18 protein-coding genes are annotated in these 20,576 nt (G+C 72.1%); 5 read left to right on the top strand and 13 right to left on the bottom strand.

The features are described from left to right. Nucleotides 1-280 precede the first annotated feature (280 nt). A complete protein-coding gene (locus JGS22_RS02215) occupies nucleotides 281-1,249 on the bottom strand; it encodes a diacylglycerol/lipid kinase family protein (RefSeq protein ID WP_211039018.1) in 969 nt (322 codons plus the stop codon). Nucleotides 1,250-1,389: 140 nt separating this feature from the next. Here JGS22_RS02215 and JGS22_RS02210 point away from each other — a divergent pair, with 140 nt between their 5' ends. Continuing rightward, nucleotides 1,390-1,845 carry a hypothetical protein gene (locus JGS22_RS02210; RefSeq protein WP_211039017.1) on the top strand — a complete coding sequence of 152 codons (456 nt, stop codon included), beginning with the start codon at nucleotides 1,390-1,392 and terminating at the stop codon, nucleotides 1,843-1,845. 322 nt (nucleotides 1,846-2,167) lie between these two features. Here JGS22_RS02210 and JGS22_RS02205 read toward each other — a convergent pair whose 3' ends face one another. The 5 genes from JGS22_RS02205 to JGS22_RS02185 all read right to left on the bottom strand — a co-directional run bounded on the left by JGS22_RS02205 (nucleotide 2,168) and on the right by JGS22_RS02185 (nucleotide 6,239). Beyond that, nucleotides 2,168-3,136: an RNA polymerase sigma factor SigF gene (locus JGS22_RS02205; RefSeq protein ID WP_372454182.1), complete on the bottom strand. Its 969-nt coding sequence runs from the start codon at nucleotides 3,134-3,136 to the stop codon at nucleotides 2,168-2,170. A 38-nt stretch (nucleotides 3,137-3,174) separates the two neighbouring features. Further along, the gene (locus tag JGS22_RS02200; RefSeq protein WP_211039016.1) at nucleotides 3,175-3,582 is read right to left on the bottom strand and encodes an ATP-binding protein; all 408 of its coding nucleotides are present in this window, start codon (nucleotides 3,580-3,582) and stop codon (nucleotides 3,175-3,177) included. A 346-nt stretch (nucleotides 3,583-3,928) separates the two neighbouring features. Continuing rightward, nucleotides 3,929-4,477 (bottom strand): GNAT family N-acetyltransferase, encoded by a 549-nt coding sequence (locus tag JGS22_RS02195; RefSeq protein WP_211039015.1) that lies wholly within the window; start codon nucleotides 4,475-4,477, stop codon nucleotides 3,929-3,931. A gap of 75 nt (nucleotides 4,478-4,552) precedes the next feature. After that, nucleotides 4,553-5,479 (bottom strand): 1-aminocyclopropane-1-carboxylate deaminase/D-cysteine desulfhydrase, encoded by a 927-nt coding sequence (locus tag JGS22_RS02190; RefSeq protein ID WP_211039014.1) that lies wholly within the window; start codon nucleotides 5,477-5,479, stop codon nucleotides 4,553-4,555. 169 nt (nucleotides 5,480-5,648) lie between these two features. Further along, entirely contained in the window at nucleotides 5,649-6,239 is a 591-nt protein-coding gene (locus JGS22_RS02185) for a peptidoglycan recognition protein family protein (protein WP_211039013.1), read from the bottom strand. 203 nt (nucleotides 6,240-6,442) lie between these two features. Here JGS22_RS02185 and JGS22_RS02180 point away from each other — a divergent pair, with 203 nt between their 5' ends. Further along, a complete protein-coding gene (locus tag JGS22_RS02180) occupies nucleotides 6,443-7,606 on the top strand; it encodes a methyltransferase (RefSeq protein ID WP_216814808.1) in 1,164 nt (387 codons plus the stop codon). Nucleotides 7,607-7,829: 223 nt separating this feature from the next. Here the strand turns inward: JGS22_RS02180 and JGS22_RS02175 are convergent, their stop codons facing one another. Together JGS22_RS02175 and snpA are read right to left on the bottom strand one after the other, a co-directional pair. After that, on the bottom strand, nucleotides 7,830-8,303 hold the full coding sequence (locus JGS22_RS02175; RefSeq protein WP_372454180.1) for an NUDIX domain-containing protein: 474 nt from the start codon (nucleotides 8,301-8,303) through the stop codon (nucleotides 7,830-7,832). A gap of 167 nt (nucleotides 8,304-8,470) precedes the next feature. After that, on the bottom strand, nucleotides 8,471-9,130 hold the full coding sequence (snpA, locus tag JGS22_RS02170) for a snapalysin (RefSeq protein ID WP_211041866.1): 660 nt from the start codon (nucleotides 9,128-9,130) through the stop codon (nucleotides 8,471-8,473). A gap of 229 nt (nucleotides 9,131-9,359) precedes the next feature. Here snpA and JGS22_RS02165 point away from each other — a divergent pair, with 229 nt between their 5' ends. Continuing rightward, complete coding sequence (locus tag JGS22_RS02165) at nucleotides 9,360-10,322, top strand: LysR family transcriptional regulator (RefSeq protein WP_308405472.1); 963 nt, start codon at nucleotides 9,360-9,362, stop codon at nucleotides 10,320-10,322. Between the two features lie 137 nt (nucleotides 10,323-10,459). Here the strand turns inward: JGS22_RS02165 and JGS22_RS02160 are convergent, their stop codons facing one another. Both JGS22_RS02160 and JGS22_RS02155 read right to left on the bottom strand, forming a co-directional pair. After that, nucleotides 10,460-10,945, bottom strand: a complete 486-nt coding sequence (locus JGS22_RS02160; protein ID WP_211041868.1) for an SRPBCC family protein — start codon at nucleotides 10,943-10,945, stop codon at nucleotides 10,460-10,462. A gap of 222 nt (nucleotides 10,946-11,167) precedes the next feature. Further along, nucleotides 11,168-11,740, bottom strand: a complete 573-nt coding sequence (locus JGS22_RS02155; protein WP_211041869.1) for a CGNR zinc finger domain-containing protein — start codon at nucleotides 11,738-11,740, stop codon at nucleotides 11,168-11,170. A gap of 87 nt (nucleotides 11,741-11,827) precedes the next feature. Here JGS22_RS02155 and JGS22_RS02150 point away from each other — a divergent pair, with 87 nt between their 5' ends. Then, nucleotides 11,828-12,604, top strand: a complete 777-nt coding sequence (locus JGS22_RS02150; protein WP_211041870.1) for a class I SAM-dependent methyltransferase — start codon at nucleotides 11,828-11,830, stop codon at nucleotides 12,602-12,604. A 351-nt stretch (nucleotides 12,605-12,955) separates the two neighbouring features. Here the strand turns inward: JGS22_RS02150 and JGS22_RS02145 are convergent, their stop codons facing one another. The 3 genes from JGS22_RS02145 to JGS22_RS02135 all read right to left on the bottom strand — a co-directional run bounded on the left by JGS22_RS02145 (nucleotide 12,956) and on the right by JGS22_RS02135 (nucleotide 19,051). Then, nucleotides 12,956-14,173, bottom strand: coding sequence for a S8 family peptidase (locus JGS22_RS02145; RefSeq protein ID WP_211041871.1), 1,218 nt, complete (start codon nucleotides 14,171-14,173; stop codon nucleotides 12,956-12,958). Between the two features lie 316 nt (nucleotides 14,174-14,489). Beyond that, nucleotides 14,490-17,468, bottom strand: a complete 2,979-nt coding sequence (locus JGS22_RS02140) for a helix-turn-helix transcriptional regulator (RefSeq protein WP_211041872.1) — start codon at nucleotides 17,466-17,468, stop codon at nucleotides 14,490-14,492. Between the two features lie 386 nt (nucleotides 17,469-17,854). Further along, nucleotides 17,855-19,051 (bottom strand): NAD(P)-dependent malic enzyme, encoded by a 1,197-nt coding sequence (locus JGS22_RS02135; RefSeq protein ID WP_211041873.1) that lies wholly within the window; start codon nucleotides 19,049-19,051, stop codon nucleotides 17,855-17,857. A 562-nt stretch (nucleotides 19,052-19,613) separates the two neighbouring features. Here JGS22_RS02135 and JGS22_RS02130 point away from each other — a divergent pair. Then, nucleotides 19,614-20,552, top strand: coding sequence for an ABC transporter substrate-binding protein (locus JGS22_RS02130; protein ID WP_211040705.1), 939 nt, complete (start codon nucleotides 19,614-19,616; stop codon nucleotides 20,550-20,552). The last annotated feature ends 24 nt before the right edge of the window (nucleotides 20,553-20,576 follow it).

The following is a 20,576-nucleotide window of genomic DNA, read 5'->3' as shown; positions in this document are numbered from 1 at the left end:
TTGTGAATGTGAACGCTTTCACGAATCCCCCAACAACGGAAGGTCCCGCAGTCGAATGTGACGCGGGTCCCAGGTGTTGGTAAGGGGGGTTGTGGCTCTCAAGGGGCCCGGTGAGGGGCTGTCCCGATCGCCATGAAGAGACTCGCAAACCTCGGCGTGGGATACAAGCCCTTCCGGCAATCTTTTTTTGATTCCTTGGTGTCGCCTCGCTCACAGCCGTACTTCTAGTGGGTGGAGCATGGCCTAAACGTTCGAGTAGAAGGACTTTGGGTGCTTCTACTTACACAATCACACGCAGTGCGCGGCGTACGCCTGTGAAGGTAACGCTGCTTCGCAGTCCCAGGTGGTCGCCGTCCATCTGAAAGGGCAAAGGTGCCTGCGATTCCAAGGTGAAGTCGGTCAGGTCGTGACGGGTGACCGCGTGCTTGCCGCGAGGGCCCCGCTCGGGCGAGGAAAGCAGTAGTTGAGTGCCGTAACGCGTCACCGCGGCGGTGGACATACTGGTCAGACCGAGCACGTCCAGAGCGGTGTCGAAGGAGGCCCGCGGGGCCGCGTACACCGGACGATTGCCCAGGTAGGTCCAGGGGGAGGCGTTGCAGACTATCGACATCGCGAGCTCGTCCACCGGCTCCTCGCCGGGCTGCGAGAGCGTGATCGTGCCGCGGCGGCGATGCGGCTCGCCGGCGAACTGGCGCAGCGCCTGACGGATGTAGAGCGCGTGGGTGGAGCGCTTGCCGCGTTCCCGTTGCTGTTCGACCCGGCCGACCACTCCGGCGTCGAACCCGAATCCGGCGCAGAAGGTGAACCAGCGGCCCGGCACCTCCGCGTCCGCGGTGTCCGGGGTCCCGGTCGCCAGGCCGAGGCCGATCGTGCGCGAGCGCCGCTCGGCTATCGCGTCCAGCAGAGCGCCCGTAGCCTCCACCACGTCGTTGGGCATCCCGAGGGCGCGGGCAAAGACGTTCGTCGAGCCGCCGGGCACGACGGCGATGCCGGGCAGGCGGTCGGGGTCGGGCCCCTCGTGCAGAAGGCCGTTGACGATCTCGTTGACCGTGCCGTCGCCACCGAGGGCGATCACCAGCTCGATCTGTCCCCCGTCGGCCGCGCGGCGGGCGAGGTCGCGGGCGTGGCCGCGGTGCTCGGTGGTGGCGACCTCCAGCTTGAGGTCGCTGGCGAGCGCGTGGGTGAGCACGTCGCGGGTCCGCGTACTGGTGGTGGTGGCTTTCGGGTTGACCACAAGGAGCGCACGCATGAGGTGCAGGGTACCCACCTGCGCGGGGAGCCTCCCAGCCCGACCGTGGGAGGCCGCTCCCGACCCGGGGGTGGACCGGCAGCGGTGGATCGGCCGGCGCGGGCGGGGGAGGGGTTCGGCCGTCGGGCTACGCTGGCCGGGTGAGTAAGGAAGCCGCCGCCCCCGCGCCCGCCGAACCCGCCGAGCCGGGGCCGATCCGACCGACCCGGGTGATCGTCGCCGCCGTCCTGGTCGCGATCGAGGGTCTGGCGCTCGCCGGCGTCGGGCTCCAGACGCTGGTGATGCTGCTCGCGGGTTCCGAGCCGGACAGCGTCACCCAGGCCGTGACCGGGGCGATCACGCTGCTGGTGCTCGCGCTGCTGCCGCTGGGCACCGCGCGCGGGCTGTGGGTGCTGAGCAAGTGGAGCCGCGGGCCCGCGATCTTCCTGCAGCTGCTCGCGCTTCCGGTCGGCTGGCAGATGGCAGGCAGCGAGGGAGTGCTGTACGTGGCGGGGATGGCGACCGCAGTGGTGGCCGTTGCCGCGCTGGTGTGCCTCTTCCACCCGAAGACGCACGCCGTGCTCCGGTCCGAGCCGGGGCCCGCGGACGCGGGCTGAGCCGGGTGCGTCGGGCCGCGCGTACGCCCGTGCTGCGGGTCGCGGGGAGGCCCATGCGTCGGGCCGCGCGTACGCCGCGCTGAGCCGTGCGCGGGAGGGACTGCGGTGCGGGAGTGGCCGTTCGCTGTGGCCGGGCGCCGGAGAAGCCGAGGGGTGAACATCGGCTCGGCGGCGGCCTGTTGGGTCGCTGCGGGTGGGCACGCCGTTGTGCCCACGACACGCCTCGGCGGCACCGTGCCCGCTCGCGCGGCGGTCCTCCGGCGGGTGCCCGTGTACGACCGGTACGGGCCCTGCAGGATCGGTCCTGCGAGGCCCGTGGTGGTTACTCCTCCACGAGCAACCGGTCGCGCAGCTGGGCGAGCGTGCGGGCGAGCAGCCGGGAGACGTGCATCTGGGAGATGCCGACCTCCTGGGCGATCTGCGACTGCGTCATGTTCCCGAAGAAGCGCAGCAGCAGGATCTTCTTCTCGCGCGGCGGGAGCTGCTCCAGCAGCGGCTTGAGCGACTCCCGGTACTCCACGCCCTCCAGCGCGACGTCCTCGGAGCCGAGGGTGTCGGCGACTGCCGGCGACTCGTCGTCGGTGTCCGGGACGTCCAGCGAGAGGGTGCTGTACGCGTTCGCGGACTCCAGCCCTTCGAGTACGTCCTCGTCGCTGATGGAGAGCCGTTGTGCCAACTCGTGCACGGTGGGGGCCCGGCCGTGCTGCTGGGAGAGCTCGGCCGTGGCGGTGGAGAGCGACAGGCGCAGCTCCTGGAGCCGGCGGGGGACCCGCACCGCCCAGCCCTTGTCGCGGAAGTGCCGCTTGATCTCACCCACGACGGTCGGTGTCGCGTAGGTGGAGAACTCGACACCGCGATCGGGGTCGAAGCGGTCCACCGACTTGATCAGGCCGATGGTGGCCACCTGGGTCAGGTCGTCGAGCGGCTCGCCGCGGTTGCGGAAGCGGCGGGCGAGGTGCTCGACCAGCGGGAGATGCATCCGGACCAGACGGTTGCGCAGCTCGGCGCGCTCGGGCGACCCGTCGGGCAGCACGCGCAGCTCGATGAAGAGCGCCCGCGCACCGCTGCGGTCATGAGGGTCGACGGGGTGCCGACCCTCATGACCGGACCGGCCGTTCGGGCTGCCGCGGCCGTCCGTGGGGTGCTGGTCCTGGTCCATCGTTTCTGCCCGCTCCGGCTGCTCGGCTCGCTGACTCGGTTCGGCCGGGTGCGGCCTGGCCTGCTCCGGGATCGCCGGATCGGCGGCCATCTCGTGGCGGCCGACAGCCGAGTCATGCTCCAGGTCGTTCATACCGGCCCCCTCGTCCGGTGCTGGCCCCTTGGCATTTGTCACGATGCCCCTGGGGCAGCGCCGCGCTTCTTGTGCAGGCTGATGCTGACCGTACGGTCCTCGGCCACAGCCGAGTCCACTTCGCCGGCCAGTGCGGAGAGCACCGTCCAGGCGAAGGTGTCGCGCTCGGGGGCGCGACCGTCCGTCGTGGGAGCAGAGACCGTCACTCTGAGTGAGTCTCCGACGAGCTTGAAGACACAGCTGAGGACGCTCCCTGTAACGGCTTGCTGGAGGAGGATCGCGCACGCCTCGTCGACCGCGATGCGTAGATCCTCGATCTCGTCGAGGGTGAAGTCCAACCGAGCTGCCAGACCGGCCGTGGCCGTCCGCAGCACCGAAAGATAGGCACCCTCCGCGGGCAGGCGGACCTCGACGAAGTCCTCCTCCCCACCTGCGATCTGGGACACCCTCACCTCCAAGGTGGCACACACTGGCGGAGCCGCCCGGGCGCGATCACCCGGCAACCCCGTGCGGGAGGCCGGCTGCGAGCCGAGGCAGCTGGTTCAGCTGCGACGCTATCGCGATCCACGGCATGCTGTCGCCCAGATGGAAGCAGCTCACCCCATACCGTGAACGTCACCCATAGTAAACACATATATACAGTGCGTGGCTAGGGGGGTGGAGGGACCAATTCCCGGTGGATTACCCTGCGTTGCGGCTTTGCCGCCCTCATGGGGGTTCCGTGAAGGTCACCCGAGGCGCGTTCGCCGCTCGTACGCTCTTCCCGACACCGGTTGATCGACGCCGCCGCACTCAACTCCCGCGGTGGGTGCCGCCCGCGCCCCCGCCGTCGTACGTGCTGCGCGCCGCCAGCGCCCGCAGCGGGGCGCCGCTGAGCCGGAAGACGGTCCACTCGTCCATCGGCTCCGCGCCGAGCGACGTGTAGAAACCGATCGAGGGCTCGTTCCAGTCAAGTACCCACCACTCGAAGCGCTCATAGCCGTGCGCCTCGCAGATTTGCGCGAGCGCGGCGAGCAGTGCCCGTCCGTGGCCGCCGCCCCGCGCGTGCGGACGCACGTAGAGGTCCTCCAGAGAGACGCCGTGGGTGCCGGTCCAGGTGGAGAAGTTCCGGAACCAGAGGGCGAATCCGACAGCCTCCGGTTCGGTGCCCGGTTCGGTGGCCGAGTCGACCGCAGGCTCCTCGGCGATCAGGGCGAAGACTGCGGGGTGCGGGCCGAAGAGGGCGTCGTGCAGCTGCTGCACGGTGGCCAGCGCGTGCTCGGCGGCGCGCTCGTACTCCGCCAGCTCGCGGACCATGGCGAGCAGGGCGGGGACGTCGGTGGGGACGGCGGCGCGGATCATGCCGTCGACTACAGGAAGCGGGAGCCGGCCCTGCGGGCGGGCACGGCGGCGGACGACGCGGCGCGGGCGCAGCTGTCAGCGCGACGGCGGTTCGGGCGGTGCAGGCGGTTCGGGCGGCGGGGCGCCGGTGACGACGGCGGCGAGTGCGGTGCCCGGGGCGAAGCGGCCCGCCTCGGCGAGCGCGGTGAGGCCGAGAAGCATCTTGGCGACATAGACCCGCTCCAGCGCGATGCCGTGCCGCTGCTCGAAGTCCTCGGCGTACGCGAGGAGTTCGGGCGTCGTCCGGGCGTACCCGCCGCAGTGGAAGCCCTCCACGAGGCGCCAGTCGCCGCGTGGAGCGCCGAACGCGGCCTGCTGGAGGCCGGACACCTCCGAGGTCAGGAAATCGCCCCTGAGGACCGGGAAACCGAGCGAGGGGGGTCCGGTGGCGGCCATACCCGCGAGGGTGCCGCCGGTTCCGCAGGCCACCGCGGCGAGGTCGGCCTGTCCGCGCAGCTCCGCACCGAGCGCGGTGCAGCCGTGCACGGCCGCCGCGTTGCTGCCGCCCTCGGGTACGACGAGTACGTCCCGACCGAACAACCCCCGCAGCCGGGCGGTGAGTTCGGGTGTGGCACGGTCCCGGTACTCGGCCCGGGTGACGAAGTGCAGCCGCATGCCGTGCTCCCGGCAGCGGGCGAGCACCGGATTGAGCGGGCGGTCGGCGAGCTCCTGGCCGCGCACCACGCCGATGGTGGGCAGCCCGAGGAGCCGACCGGCGGCGGCGGTGGCGCGCAGGTGGTTGGAGTACGCGCCGCCGAAGGTGAGGAGCGCCGAGCGCCGCTCGGTGAGCGCGGTACGGAGATTGGGCGCGAGTTTGCGCCATTTGTTGCCGCTCAGCTCGGGGTGGATCAGATCGTCCCGCTTGAGCAGCAACCGCAGCCCGCGCCCGTCGAACCGCTCGTCCCGCACCTCCTGGAGCGGAGACGGGAGTCGGGGGTCGAGGGCGTGGAGCTGCGGAAGCATGGCCCGATTGTGGCGGATCCGGCGCTCGGACCAGGAGTCCCGCACTCGGACCCGGCGCCAGGGACTCGGAGTTCCGGTGCTCGGCCCCGGGCCCGGTGCTCGGTGCCGGTGTTCGGTGTCGGGCCCGGCTCTGTGGCCGGGTGTCGGTCGGCCCCGGTGGGGGCCGGGGTCAGGAGAGCCGCTTGCGGATGCGGTCGCGCATGGAGTCCATGGTGAAACCGCGGGGGTCGACCTTCTGGTTGGTCCACTGGAGGTGGCCGATGACCGACATCTCGTTCCAGCCGTGGTGGCGGCAGATCGCCGCCGCGGCACGCTCGATCGCCTCCAACTGGGCGTCGGGCCACGGGTCCTTGCCGTCGCCGAGGTTCTCGCACTCGAACCCGTAGAAGCGGGCGTTGCCGTCGATGTCGTGCTTCGTGGGGGCCGGCGGGCGCTTCTCGGCGACGACCGCGGCCATCACGTCGCTGTCCCCCAGACCCGCGTGGTTCGCGCGCCCGTGGCCGACGAGATGGACTCTGCCGTCCTTGGTGATCACGCCGTGGCACAGCGGCCCCGGCAGGGACGAGTAGCCGTCCCGGCAGATCTGCACGGTACGGGCGGAGCCCTTGGTGACGGTGTGGTGGATCATCACGCCGTTGACCCCGCCCCACGCGCCCACGTGGTTGCGGTTGTGCGTGCGCCAGTCGCCGACCTCGACGACGGTGACGCCCTCGTCGCGAAGTGCCGTCAGGAGTTTGCTCGCTGTAATCGGTGTCGCCATAACTCCTGTGTACCCACTTTGCCGCCGTTGCCTCCACCCGAACGGCAGTACTGCCCACCGCACTTGGGAGGGAGTCCGACGATCCGGACGCGCGGGCGCCGGGCCGCGGACGGTGCGCGCGCCCCCGACGGCCGCCCCGCGACCACGGTGCGTGAGGCCGCCCGTGTGCGCCGGGGCGAGCCGCGGCCCGTACAGTCCTGCTCATGCCCGCACCCTCCGCCCCGCCCCCCGACCCGGCCGATCTGCCGCCGGAGGCCCGTCCCCGACTGCTCTCGCTCAGCGCCGCCCCCGCACCGCGCCGGGTCGTGGAGGTGGACGACTTGCTGCGTGCGGACGCCGCGTTCAAGCTGGTCTGCGAGGGGACGGCGCTGCTGTGGCGCGGCGACTTCCACGGGGCGCGGCAACTGCTCACGGCGCTGGGCCGCAGGGCCGACCGCAGCCCCGCCGGGACGGGCGAGAGCGCCCGGGAGACCTTCCATCTGCACCGCCGGTCCCAGGGCCGCCGTGCGCGGCTGCTCGGCATGCTGCTGGTGCCGCTGGAGTCCGACCACAGTGTCCCGCTGCGCCGCGCGCCCGATGTGCGGGAGGCCTGCGCGCACGCGTACGGACCGCTGCCGCAGGTGGGTGGGGACGGCGAGCCGGCCGGATACGCCGTGGCGCTGCGGGAGTTGCTCGGTGCCGTCGGCGGATGGGAGTGGCGGCGCAAGGGAGTGGAGGTGCCGGCGCTCGGCGGCGACCGCATCCACCCGTACCACGGCGTCTTCTCCCCGATGCGGGGCGAGTACGTCGATCTGGTCGCACGGGCGCCGCTGCCCGCCGACCGCTCCCTCGCCCTGGATCTGGGCACCGGCACCGGGGTGCTGGCGGTGGTGCTCGCCCGTCGCGGGGTCCGGCGCGTCGTCGCGACCGAACTGGACCCGCGGGCGCGGGAGTGCGCGCGGGAGAACGTCGAACGGCTGGGCGCCGCGGACCGGGTGGAGGTGCGGGAGGCCGACCTCTACCCGGACGGGCGGGCCCCGCTGGTCGTGTGCAATCCGCCGTGGGTGCCGGCGAAACCGACCTCGCCGATCGAGCACGCGGTGTACGACCCGGGCAGCCGGATGCTGCGAGGCTTCCTGTCCGGACTGCGCGGCGCGCTCCTGCCGGACGGCGAGGGGTGGCTGATTCTCTCCGACCTGGCCGAGCACCTGGAGCTGCGCAGCCGCGAGGAGTTGCTTGGCCTCTTCGAGCAGTCGGGGCTGGAGGTGCTGGACCGGCTGGACGCCAGGCCCCGCCACCCGAAGGCGCGGGACGAGGGCGATCCGCTCGCTGCGGCGCGCGGCGCCGAGGTCACCTCGCTGTGGCGGCTGGCCGCGGCGCCTGCCTGACCGACGGCCCGGTCGTCGCCGTACGGCGACCGAGCCTGCGAGCGTCCGCGCCCGTACCCCGCGAGCGACCGAGCCTGCGACCGTCCGCGCCCGTACTCGCGACCGTCCGCGCCCGTACCCGCGCCCGAGCCCGTCCTCGCCCGCGCGGAGCGCGAGAGGCTCGGGGCGTCCGGGCCGGGGCCGCCCGTTCTGCGGTGTGCCGCTTCGCGGGTGCGGCGCCGGGTCAGCGCCAGCCGGTCAGCAGCAGCCGGCGCTCGCCCGCGCGGTAGAGCCGGGTAGCCTCGAACGTCGGTGCCACGGCGTCCTCGGGCACCTCCTCGAACGGCACCCAGCACACCCGGGAGTGCTTGGCGGGCTCGGCGTTCACCGGCTCGCCGCTCCAGCGGTCGGCCGCGAAGACGACGGTCAGATATCCGTTCGGCGACTCCGCGCCGTGTGCGCCGTGCACGACGTGCACCAGCGCGAGGTCCTCCTCGCGCACCAGCAGCCCGGTCTCCTCGCGCAACTCCCGCACGGCCGCGGCGGCAACGGACTCGCCGGGGTCGCACTTGCCGACCGGCAGGTCCCAACTGCCCCTGGCGAAATTGGCGTTCGGTCCGCGCTGAAGGAGTACCAGCCGGTCGCGCGCCCGGTCGTGCACGATCACCGCCGCAGCCAGCAGGGTCATGGAGTCGGTGGCGGGCGGCAACGGATTCACGGGCGGTGTTCCTCGCGGCTGGTGACGGTCTCGGTCTGCCACCCTCGCACCGCCGGTCCCTCCCGGGACACCGGTTTTCCGCCACGTGCCCACGGGCCGGGCCCGTCCACCACGTGGGTGGACGGGCCCGGCCGGCGCAGGGTCGGGAGGGCCGAACGGCCCCCGCCTCAGCGGAACTTGACGTCGAACTTCTTGGCGAAGGCGGAGACGCCGTTCGCCCAGTGCTGGTTGGTGCGGTTGATCTCGTTCTGGTCCGGCTGCGCGTTGGTGCAGGACGTGCCCGGGCCGCCACCGGACATCAGCTCGCTGCACGGGCCGGAGTAGTTGTCCGGCAGGCCGAGGACGTGGCCGGTCTCGTGGGTGGTGACGCGAGTGGAGTCGTACTGCTGGTTCTGGGCGTAGTCCAGGAAGATGTAGCCGCTGCCCTTGCCGTCGGTGTAGGCGTACGAGCCGCGCGGGTCGTTGCCCTCGCGGTACTCGAAGTCGGCGTTGCCGCCCTCGGTCAGCTGGACGTTGCTGACGGAGGCGTTCCAGATCTGGGTGCTGCGGGCTATCTCGCCGGCGAAGGTCGGCGCCTGGCTGGCGTCGTAGGTGACGGTGACGGCCTTGGCGCTCGGGTTCTCGGCGTGCTTCTCGAGTGCCGACTCCATCACGGCCTCGAAGAACGCCTTGTTGTTGGCGTCATTGGCCTCGGACTGGCTCCACGCCGTGTAACCGGCGAAGGACTCGTCGGCGGTCTGTGCCGAGGCGGTGGCCGGCACGGCGGCGAGCGCTGCGGCGAGGCCGAGACCGAGTGCGGCCGAGATCGCGGTTCTGGTGCGCTTCATGGGGGTCCCTTCTTCCGGCTACCGAGAGGACGCACGGGGTGGGGGTGCGCGTCCGGGGCCGACCGGATGAACGTTGTCGCACTGAGTCTCGGTCAGGCCAAAGGTCCTGTGCACGATGCCATTTGGCGATAGCACTGGCCAATACCCCCGTGGGGCGATCGAGTTCTGTGGACAAAGCGCAGGTCGGGGCCCCTGTTCGACCGGTGTGCGACGTGGATATCCTCACGCGGTGGAGCTAGAGGTGAGGCATCTGCGCGCACTGTGCGCCATCGCGGACAGCGGGAGCGTGCGCAAAGCCGCCCGCCATCTGGGCGTGACCCAGCCCTCGCTCACCACCCAACTGCGCCGTATCGAGCAGGCGTTGGGCGGCCAGCTCTTCGTGCGGGAGCGCACCGGCAGCGAGCCGACGGCGCTCGGCCGCACCGTGTTGAGCAGGGCGCGGCCGATCGTGGCCGAGATGAGCGCGCTGGTCACCGAGAGCCGGTACGCCGCGCTGCGGACGAAGAGCGGGCGGCTGCGCATCGGCAGCACCGGAAGCACGGGCAGTCGCGCGGTCGCGGGCTGGCTGCGGCGGCTGCACGGCCGCTATCCGGACTGGGACACCACCATCCACATCGACGTCTCCGCCAACAGGCTCCTGAGGATGGTCGGTTCGAACCAGCTGGACGCGGTGTTCGTGCACGAGGTCGCGGGCTGCCCGCTGGCGTTCCCGCCGGGAGTCGAGCAGTGGGTGCTGGTGGAGCGCGAGCCGCAGTTCGTCGCGCTCGCCGAGACCCACCCGGCCGCCGCCCGCACCGAGGTGCGGCTGTCCGAGCTGGCCGACGCGCGGTGGATGGTCGAGCCGCTCGCCGACGGCGAATGGGACGGCCTGCGCCGGGCGTTCGCACTGTCCGCGCTCAATCCGCGGATCGTGCTGGGCGACTACATGACGGCCACCGACCTGGTCGCTGCCGGCGAGGTGGTGATGCCCTGCCAGCCGACCTCCGGCCCGCGTCCCGGCGTTGCCATCCGTCCGCTGGCGGGCCAGCCGCTCACCGTACGGCTGCTGCTGGCGTTCCGCGCCGGCGGCCGGGCGGACACGCGTGTGGACGAGGTCTTCGGCGAACTGTCGTCCGCCTACCGGGAGGTGGCCGCCGCGAGCCCCACGTACCGCGACTGGCAGTCCCGGCACGGGGGTTCGCTTCCCGGCTGAGCGCCGGTGCAGAGCGGCTGACGGGTTTCCCGGCCGGCCGGCCGGCCGAGCGGACTGACCGGCCGAGCGGACTGACCGGCCGAGCGGACTGACCGGCCGAGCGGACCGGCCGCCCGCGCGCCGGCCGACGGGGGCGGTCAGGAGTCGCGGAAGAGGGTCTCGTACTCCTTGAGCAGCTGCGACTGGCGCTTGCCGACGGAGGACTTCGGCGGCTCGTCCGCGAGCGTGGACTTCAGCAGGTCCAGACAGATGTGCCAGCCCGCCGCGTTGCGTACGGCCCAGTCGCGGCCCTCGAAGGAGGCGATGAGCACCAGCTGCGTCTTCTCCTCGCCCTCCTCGGTGAGTTCGAGCCGGATGCGGTCGCCGTCCCAGGTGAACGCGAACACCGACGGCTCGACGACCTCGTCGACCGTACCGGTGGACGGCGGGCCGTCGTCGCCCTCGAAGGTGAAGGTCATCGGTGCGCCGGCGACGGGTTCCGGACAGTCCACACGGGCGGGGAACCAGGCCGCCATCAGCTCGGGGTCGGTCACGGTCTGCCAGACGTCGGCGGCGGGCCGGCGGTACACGCGCTCGAAGCGCAGTGTCTGCTGGTCGCCTTCGCTGTGCAGCGTCGCGGTCACGGTGCCTACTTTCGTCGCGCTCGGCTTCGGGTACGGGTTCCGCGGTCTGGTCCGACCCTGCTGGTGAACGGTCCACCCTAGGCGGTGCCGGACGTGCCGCCGCGCGGCGGTCGCGCGCCCGCCCCTCGTCCCCCCGGTCGGACGCGCGACAACGCGGACCGGGGCCGTATCGGCGTCCGGGCCCGCGAGGCGGATGCGGTCGGCCGGCTCGTGGCGGGCCGGTCAGCCGTCGGCCTGCTCGCGGCGCTTGCGGGCGCGGTAGGCGGCGACGTTGGCGCGGGTGGCGCAGCGGTCGGAGCAGTAGCGGCGGGAGCGGTTGGTGGAGGTGTCCAGGTAGGCGTTGCGGCACGGCTCGGAGCGGCAGATGCCGAGCCGGTCCACCCCGAGGTCGGCGAGGCTGAACGCCAGGCCCATACAGGCGATGGCGGCGTAACCGGCGCCCGCGTTGGCCGGGTTCTCCGCCAGGTGCAGGTGCCAGCGCGGATTGCCCTGCTCGTCCCGGTAGTCGTGGCCAGCGATCTGCGGGCTGGCCGGGTACTCCATCAGCAGCGAGTTGAGCAGGTCGACGGCCCGGAACTCGTCGCCCTCGGAGGCGGCGGCGAAGACCGCGCGCAGTCGGGTGCGCACCGCACGCAGTCTCGGCACATCGGCGTCCGAGGCGCGACGGGCCGCCTGTTTGCTGGCGCCGAAGAGCTCCCGGACCGTCTCGACGGTGGTGAGGACGTCGGTGCCCCGGTGCGGGTCCTCGGTGTTCACCAGTCGTACGGCGAAGTCCGCGTAAGAGGTGAGCTCCACTTGTAGTCCTTACGAAAGAGGCGTTACAGTCGCTGGCAAGTAAGGGCTCAGCACTGTGTCAGGCTATTACATCTCCGAGGGGGAGACATGACCGATACCACCACACCTCCGGACTGGCAGGCGTGGCAGCGCAGTTGGGACCGCCAGCAGGAGTTCTACCTGCCCGACCGCGAGGAACGCTTCCGCGTCATGCTCGACACGGTCGAGGCTCTGGTCGGCCGGGAGCCGAGAGTGCTGGACCTCGCCTGCGGTACGGGGAGCATCACCGCACGCACCCTCGACCGCTTCCCCGGGGCGCGGACCACCGGCGTCGATCTCGACCCCGCGCTGCTGACGCTCGCGCGCGGCACGTTCGCCGAGGAGGAGCGCGCCGCGTTCCTCACGCTCGACCTGCGCGACCCGAACTGGCGGGAGGCGCTGCCGCACCACGAGTACGACGCGGTGCTCGCCTCCACCGCGCTGCACTGGCTCCCGACCGGAGAACTGGCAGTGCTCTACGGCCGGTTGGCGGGCGTGCTGCGCCAGGGCGGGGTCTTCCTCAACGTCGACCACATGCCCGACCCGACCACACCCGCGATCGACGGGGCACTGCACGCCCTGGACCGCGCGCGCCGCGAGCGCGAGAAGGAGCAGGGGGCGCAGGACTGGATCGGCTGGTGGCAGTCGATTGCCGCCGAACCCGCGTTCGCGGAGGTCGTTGCCGAGCGCTACCGGATCTTCAACGATCCGGCCCTGGGCGACCACAGCAACGACCATATGCAGTCTCCCTCCTGGCACACCGAGGTGCTGCGCAACGGCGGCTTCCGCGAGGCACGCACGGTCTGGTCCTCCCCGCTGGACGCCATGGTGCTCGGTCTGCGCTGAGCGCGCCTCCGGCCGGCCTCCGCCGCCTCTCCGCCTCCGCCGCCTGCTCCGAACCGCGAGCCGCGCAACGCGCTGGGCGCCACGCGTCCGGACCCGTCTCCGGGGTCGGGGCGGCGGCGGAGGTGCTGGCGACGGCGGCGGCGTACGGCGTACGCGCCGTGGGCGCGTCCGGCGGAGTGCCGGGCGCGCCCACGGGGTGCCGGTGCGAGTGTCGTCGTGCTGCGGGAGGAGTCCGCAGGCTCAACGGCGGGTGGCGAGAGGGGGGTTGTCGCGGTCGGGCGCGCACCGCGCCGTACCGCTCGCCGGGAGGGGGCGGCCCTCGATGGCCGTCGAGGGCCGCCCGTCAGGGAGTCAGCCGAGGTTGCTGACGTTCAGGAGCAGGTTCGGCGAACCGGCACCGGGGTTGCCGACCACGCCGGACTGGGCGTTGCCCGCCAGGGCGTCAGCGACCTGCTGGGGGGTGGCGGAGGGGTTCGCCGACAGGTAGATCGCACCCGCGCCCGCCGCGTGCGGCGAGGCCATCGACGTACCGCTCATGATCTGCGAACCGCCGCCGTTGGCGGTGGAGTTGATCTGGCCGCCGGGCGCGAACAGGTCGACGCAGGTGCCGTAGTTGGAGAACGAGGAGCGGCCGTCGCCCTGGTCGGTGGAGCCGAGGGTGACCGCCGCCGGCACCCGTGCCGGGCTCGAACTGCAGGCGTCGGAGTTGTTGTTGCCGGCCGCTACAGCCATCTGGACGCCGGCGTCGATCGCACCCTGCACCGCGGCGTCGACCGAGTCGTTGGCGCCGCCGCCGAGGCTCATGTTGCCGATGGAGGGGCCGCTCGCGTTCTGCGCGACCCAGTCGATGCCGGCGATGACCTGCGACCACTGGCCCGAGCCGCCGCAGTCCAGGACACGCACCGAGACCAGGTTGACGCCCTTGGCGACACCGAAGGAGGCGCCGCCGACGGTACCGGCGACGTGGGTGCCGTGGCCCTGGCAGTCGCTGGCATCGGCGTCGTTGTCGATGAAGTCGTAGCCGCTGGTGGCGCGTCCGCCGAAGTCCGGGTGCGTCATGTCGATGCCGGTGTCGAGGACGTAGGCGGTGACGCCCGCTCCCTCGTTGGGGTAGGTGTAGCTGCTGTCGGCCGCACCGTCCACCCGGTCCAGGCCCCAGGAGGGCGGGCTGGGCTGCGTGCCGGAGATCCTGGCGACGCCGTCGGCCTCCACGTAGGCGACGTTCGGGTCCGCCGCGAGCTTCTTGGCCTGCGCCTCGGTGGCACTCACCGAGAACCCGCGGAACGCCGCCGAGTACACCTTCTCCACATCGCCGCCGTGTGCCGAAACCAGGTTCCTGGCCTGGGAGTTGACCGCGGTGCGCACCGAGGACTCGGCAGCCGCCTCGCCCTTCAGCGAGACGATGTACTGGCCCTCGACCGCGCCCGGCGCCTCCGCGCCCCGGATGGTCCCTTCCGCCGCACCGGGCTCCGCGGCGCCCGCCATCGCGACGCCACCGCCCAGCGACAGAACCAGGGCTGCGGCGGCACCGATGCCGGTCACTCCGAGCTTTCTCTTCCCTGCGCGCATGCTCGCTCCTCTGTGGGGGTCCACCGGTCCGGTACCTGTCCGGGCCGGTTGAGGACACACCTTCGACGGGAAGCGCCCGGGAAACAATCCGGGATTCGATACGTAGGTACCCGTAGCTCTGCGGTCGGTGCCGCGCCGACGGGCGTGCGCCGCGCACCGGTCGCACCGGACACGGAGCGACCGACGGACCGCCGACGGCCGGGCCGGGCAGGGGAGTTGTGCACTCTCCCGCATCGCGCCGCCCTGCCCCGTGACGCGCCGCCCTGCCCGTGACGTGGCGCCGGGGGCGGAGTCGGTCGGGCGATCCGCTGCGTGCTCAGTCGCGCGGGACCTCCGCGCGCGAACGCACTCCGAGTTTGCGCAGCACCTTGGCCACGTGCTGCTCCACGGTGCGAGGCGAGAGGAAGAGCACGTCGGCGATCTCGCGGTTGGTGTGCCCCACGGCGACCAGATGGGCCACCTCCCGTTCGCGCGGCGAGAGTTGGTCCCCGTAACCGCGTCGGCCGCGGCGCGAGGGCAGGGTCGCGCCCGTACCGCGCAGCACCCGGCGGCAGCGGGCGGCGTCCCTGGTGGCGCCGAGCGCGCCGAACTCCTCGACGAGCGCGACCAGTTCGCCCGCGGTCTGCGGTGTCACCGCACCGGCGGCGAGCGCGCAGCGCACGGCCGCCTCCTTCGCCCTCGCGGCGTAGTACGGCTGCGGAAGAGCCCGGTAGGCCGCCGCCGCCCGCTCGAACTCCCTCACCGCCGCCACCGGTTCACCGGCGCCCGCCGCGACGGTGCCCCGGCAGGCGGCCAGCGCCGCCTCGGCCAGCGGCGCGTCGCGGCCGGCGATCCCCTCGGCGAAGTCCGCGAGCACGTCCTCGGCGCGCTCCTGCTCGCCGGTGCGCACCAGCACGGCCAGGGCGTCCGGCAGCAGATTTCCCGCGCACGCCCACAGCCCCTTGCGCCCCGCCCGCCGCAGTGCGCGCAGCGCGAGCGACCGGGCGGCGGCGTGTTCGCCGCGCGCCAGGTGCAGCCGCGCCATCGCCCCGCTGCCCGCGGTGAGGACCGGGTCCATGGCGTTCGCCGGGTCTGCCAGCCCTGCGCGCTCCAGCCGGTCGGCGGCCTCGTCCCACTCGCCGCCCGCCGAGGCCAGCAGCGCCAGAACCAGATGCGCGTCCGAAGCCAGGCCGGGTGCGTCGCGCGCCAACTCCAGGGTGCGGCGCGCCCGTTCGGCCAGGCCCTCCCAGTGGCCGGTGTACCAGGCGATCCGCAACGCGGTGCCCTCGACGATGCCCTCCAGATACGTCGCCCCGCAGGCCGCGGCGAGCCGGCGGCCCTCCTCGCGGAACCGGTGCGCCGCCGCGTAGTGGCCGGTGCAGGTGGCCGCGTCGGCCAGATTGGCGCAGGTGCGGGCGAGTTGCAGACGGTCCTGCTCGCCGGCGCGGGAGCCGAGCAGCTCCTCCGCCGCCTGCCACACCTCCGGATCGCCGGCGGCCACCAGCAGTGACAGGTGGTTGCCGCGCACGGCGGTGCGCAGCGCACTGTCCGGCTGCCCGGCCGCCAGCTCCTCCGCCCGTTCGATCCACCGCTCGTAGACACGGTGGGGGTGGTCGCCCCACATCGGCATCGCCAGTGCCGCCATCGCACGGGCGGCGAGCGCCGGCCGCTCGCGCAGCTCCTCGACCGCGAGCTCGGTGTCGACGCGCCCCTCCTCGTACCGGCCGGCCTGGTTGTTCAGCAACAGCCCCAGGTTCAGCCGGATCTCGCCGCGCACCCCGTCCGGCAACTGGGAGTCGCCGACGACGCGCCGCAGCAGCGCGGTGACCCGACGATGGGTCAGCCCGACCACCGCGTCACGGCTGAGCTCCACCGCGAGCCGTGCGTACTCCTCGCGTCCCAGCCGCTCGTCGCTGAGCAGCTGCTCCAGCAGCTCCACCGCGAGCGCCAGGTCCCCCATGGACCGGGCCGCCGACGCGGCCTCCTCGGTGAACCGCCGCCACTGCGCGGGCGCCCCCGACTGCCGCGCGTGGTGCGCCAGTTGGACGTACGGCCTGGGGTCCTCGCGGCGCAGCGCGCGGATCGCCCTGCGGTGCAGGGCCCGGCGGTCGGGGCCGGGCAGCCGTCGGTAGACGGCCTGCTGGGCGAGCGCATGCCGAAAGCCGTAGGTGTCCTCGCCGCACTCGTAGAGCACGCCGGCTCGCAGCGCCTCACGCAGCGCCCGGGAGCAACTCCCGGTGGGCAGAACGGAGTTCGGTCCGGACACGTCGTCCGCGCCGCCGGTGCTGCTCGTGCCGCCGCCGCCGTTCTCCAGGACGGCGGCGATCAGCTCCTCGCGCGCGGGCAGTTGGAGCACGGCGACGGCGTGCACCACCCGGGTCGCGGCGGCCGAGAGCCCCGCCATCCGCTCGGCGATCGCCTCCTGGAGGAGAGTGGGTACGGCGAGCGTGTCCAGCGCCGTACGGTCCAGCCTGCGGCCGTCCCGGCCGTCCGCGGGCAGCGTCCGCACCACCTCCTCGATCACGAACGGGATACCGGCCGTACGACGGTGCAGTTCGGCGGCGAACTCCGTGGAGGCGTACGGACTCTTGGTGATCGCGGCGACGAGACTGCGCACGGCGTGCGCGTCCAGCGGACGCAGCGGAATCAGCACGCTGGTGGTGCCCGGCGGGTGGCGGTACGCGCGCCCCAGCGGCAGCCCGCTGCCGGGAAGGTCCTCCCGGCGGTAGCTGAGCACCACCGAGAGCCGGGCGGGCGGGTCGTCGACGAGGAAGCGCAGCAGATCGCGGGTGCCGTCGTCGGCCCAGTGCAGGTCCTCCACCACCATCACCGTCTCGCCGAGCGCTTCCAGCAGCGCCCGCACCGCCCGGAAGAGCCGGTGTCTGCCCGCCCCGGCGTCCGGCAACGGCTCGGGGGCGGGCGGCAGTTGGTGGGCCAGCTCGGGCAGATACGGACGCAGCGCACCGCAGACCGGACTCAGCCCGCCGGGCAGCGCGTCGGCGAGGTGACGCAGCAGATCGAAGACCGGCCCGTAGGGGAAGGGTTCGCGCAGCGGACGGCAGTGCCCGAGAACGATCTGCCGTCCCCGTACCAGCGGATGGGCCAGCGCCTCGCGGATCAGCCGGCTCTTGCCGATACCGGCCTCGCCCTCGACCAGCGCGACCGACGGCGGATGCGTCACGGCGTCCAGCAGGGCGTGCAACTCTCCGGCTCGGCCGGCCAGTACGGGCGCCTCGGACGGCCGCGGGCCGGGCGCGGACGCGTCGGCCCGGTAGGAGTGCGGCTGGGGCTGGTGCCCGGGAAGCAGTGAGGACATGGGGGCAGCGGCCAGGTGGGGGCCGTGACATGTGCCCTGCGACATGGGGACAGGGCTGTGCACCACCGTGCCGGAGTGAAGTCTTGCCCAGCGGCTCTTCGTTGGACAAGACCCGTATCACCGCACGGACATCCGCGACGACTCTGCGTACGGTCGCGGCGAGGCGTGCGCGGGGAGTGCGGGCGAGCGTGCGGGCCGAGGCGTGCGCGCCGCCCGCGTCGGGCCCGCAGGCTGCGCCGGAGGGCCTGCGGACCTCGCCGCCCACCGCCCACGACCCACGACGGGGGCCGGCGCGGGGGAACGCGCGTGAGTCGGCGGGGGAGTGCGGGTGCGCGGCGGGCGGGACGAACCGTGTCCGCCCCGCCCGCCGCGCACCCGCTCCCGGGTCAGCGGCGTGCGACGCCCTCGGCGCGAGCGGCGGCGGCGACCGCAGCCGTCACTGCGGGAGCCACCCGCTCGTCGAACGGCGAGGGGATCACTTTCTCCGCGCTCAGCTCGTCGGACACCACGGCGGCAAGCGCCTCGGCGGCGGCGAGCTTCATGCCCTCGGTGATGCGCGAGGCGCGCACCTGGAGCGCACCGGCGAAGATGCCGGGGAAGGCCAGGACGTTGTTGATCTGGTTCGGGTAGTCGCTGCGCCCGGTGGCGACGACCGCCGCGTACCTGCGCGCCACGTCCGGGTGGATCTCCGGGGTCGGGTTCGCCATGGCGAAGACGAAGGCGCCGGGTGCGAGCCGGGAGACCGCCCCCTCGGGCACCGTGCCGCCGCTGACGCCGATGAAGACATCGGCACCGGCCAGCGCGGACTCCAACGAACCGGAGAGCCCCGCCTTGTTGGTGAAACCGGCCACCTCGCGCTTGACCTCGGTGAGGTCGGTGCGTTCCGAGGAGACCACGCCCTTGCGGTCGCAGACCGCGACATCGCCGATACCGGCCTCGGTCAGGATCTTGGCGATCGCCACTCCGGCCGCTCCCGATCCGGAGATGACCGCGCGCAGCTCGCCGAGTGAACGGCCGCTCAGCAGGGCGGCGTTGCGCAGCGCGGCGAGCGTGACGACAGCGGTGCCGTGCTGGTCGTCGTGGAAGATCGGGATGTCCAGCTTCTCCTGGAGCCGCCGCTCGATCTCGAAGCATCGCGGTGCGGAGATGTCCTCGAGGTTCACCCCGCCGAAGGAAGGCGCGAGACGCACAACGGTGTCGACGATCTCGTCCGTGTCCTTGGTGTCCAGCGCGATCGGCACGGCGTCGACGCCGCCGAACTGCTTGAAGAGGATCGCCTTGCCCTCCATCACCGGCAGTGACGCCTCCGGGCCGATGTCGCCCAGGCCCAGCACCGCGCTGCCGTCGGTGACGACGGCCACCACCTGCGACTTCCAGGTGTAGTCGTAGACCAGCTCCGGATCCTCCGCGATGGCGCTGCACACCTTCGCGACACCGGGCGTGTAGGCCAGGGACAGATCGTCGGCGTCCTTGACCGGGACCGTCGCACGCACTGCCATCTTGCCGCCGCGGTGAAGCGCGAACGCCGGGTCGATGGCGTCCTCGTCCAGTTCACCCTGCGGATTCACAATCTCCGCTGCCACTTTTGACCCCTTTATCCGTGTATCTACCGAGGGTTACCGCTGCCAGGTTGAGGAGCGGGCGGGCACTGCGTTCGTGTCCTGTTCGGCGGTTGGGCCGCCGTCCAGGGGGAGGACGAACGCCGGGCGCGCCGCACACGCGCCCTGTGTCCCCGGGTGAGGGGTGTAACTGCCCTTTTTACCGGATGCCCGGGGCTCAGCACGAGTGAGTTGTGACTCTCGTCGATCACCGGCCGGGCCGCCCGGTGCGGCTCTCCGTCGCTCGTACCGTAAACGGGCAGATGAGAGCGGCTTCGGAGCCGAAGCGGGCGTGGCAGGAAGCTGCCCGGGCGGACCGGCCGCTCGTGACGAAGGTCTCAGGGCTTTGTCGGACATCCACAAATGATCGATCGGCGGCGGAAGTTAATCGCGGGAAGACCGCCGTTATCCGATTTTGATATCGCTGAGCCCCAAGGAGCGTGTGTCCGGATGGCAAGATTCGGGCACTACACAGGGTTGCGGTACTCGAAGGTGTGTACCTGCAGCCCACCCCTCTTATGCCCCACCCCCAAGCAGGAGGCCCCGCATGACCGCACGCTCGATCCACCGCATGCCCCGGCGCCGCAGGATCGCCGCCGCCGGAGCCGTCGCGGTGGCAGCCTCCCTGCTGCTCAGCGCCTGTGGCGACCAGACCAACGACGCCGGCGACGGCGACACCAAGACCAAGGGGTCGGACGCCAAGTTCTTCGACCAGCTGCCGAAGAAGATCCAGAACGAGGGCGTCATCAACGTCGGCTCCGACATCGCCTACGCCCCCATCGAGTTCATGGACGAGGGCAACAAGATCGCCGGTATCGACCCGGACATCGCGAAGGCGCTCGGCAAGGAGCTGGGGGTCGAGCTGAAGTTCAACAACGGCAGTTTCGCGCAGCTCGTCGTCGGCCTGAACTCCGGCCGCTACGACCTGGTGATGTCCGCGATGACCGACACCAAGGAGCGCCAGGAGGGCGTCAGCAAGGACGCCGAAGGCGGTGCGGACTTCGTCAACTACTTCCAGGCCGGCTCGGCAATCCTTGTCCAGAAGGGCAACCCGAAGAAGGTCGAGTCGCTGGAGGACCTCTGCGGTCTCTCGGTCGCAGCCCAGCGCGGCACGGCGAACGAGAGCCTGATGGAGCAGCAGGCCAAGAAGTGCGACGACAAGATCAAGCCGTTCGTCGCCGACAAGGACACCGACACCATCACCCAGCTCCAGACCAAGCGCTCCGACGCCGTGATCACCGACTACCCGGTCGCGGTCTACAACGAGCAGACCGCCGGCGACGGCAAGCTCTTCGAGGTCACCGGCGACCAGATCGACGCCGCTCCCTACGGCATCGCCGTGAACAAGAAGAACCAGCAGCTGCGGGACGCGGTCCAGAAGGCGCTGCAGGAGATCATCGACAACGGTGAGTACGAGAAGGTCCTCAAGAAGTGGAACGCGCAGGACGGCGCCATCGAGAAGGCGACCGTCAACGCAGGCAAGTAGTCCCCGGAGAAGGCCCCACAGTTA

Origin of the sequence: Streptomyces tardus (genome assembly GCF_018101125.2) — a bacterium.
In the GTDB taxonomy this organism is placed as follows: Bacteria; Actinomycetota; Actinomycetes; order Streptomycetales; family Streptomycetaceae; genus Streptomyces; species Streptomyces tardus.
This window is presented reverse-complemented; position numbering and strand designations above follow the sequence as displayed.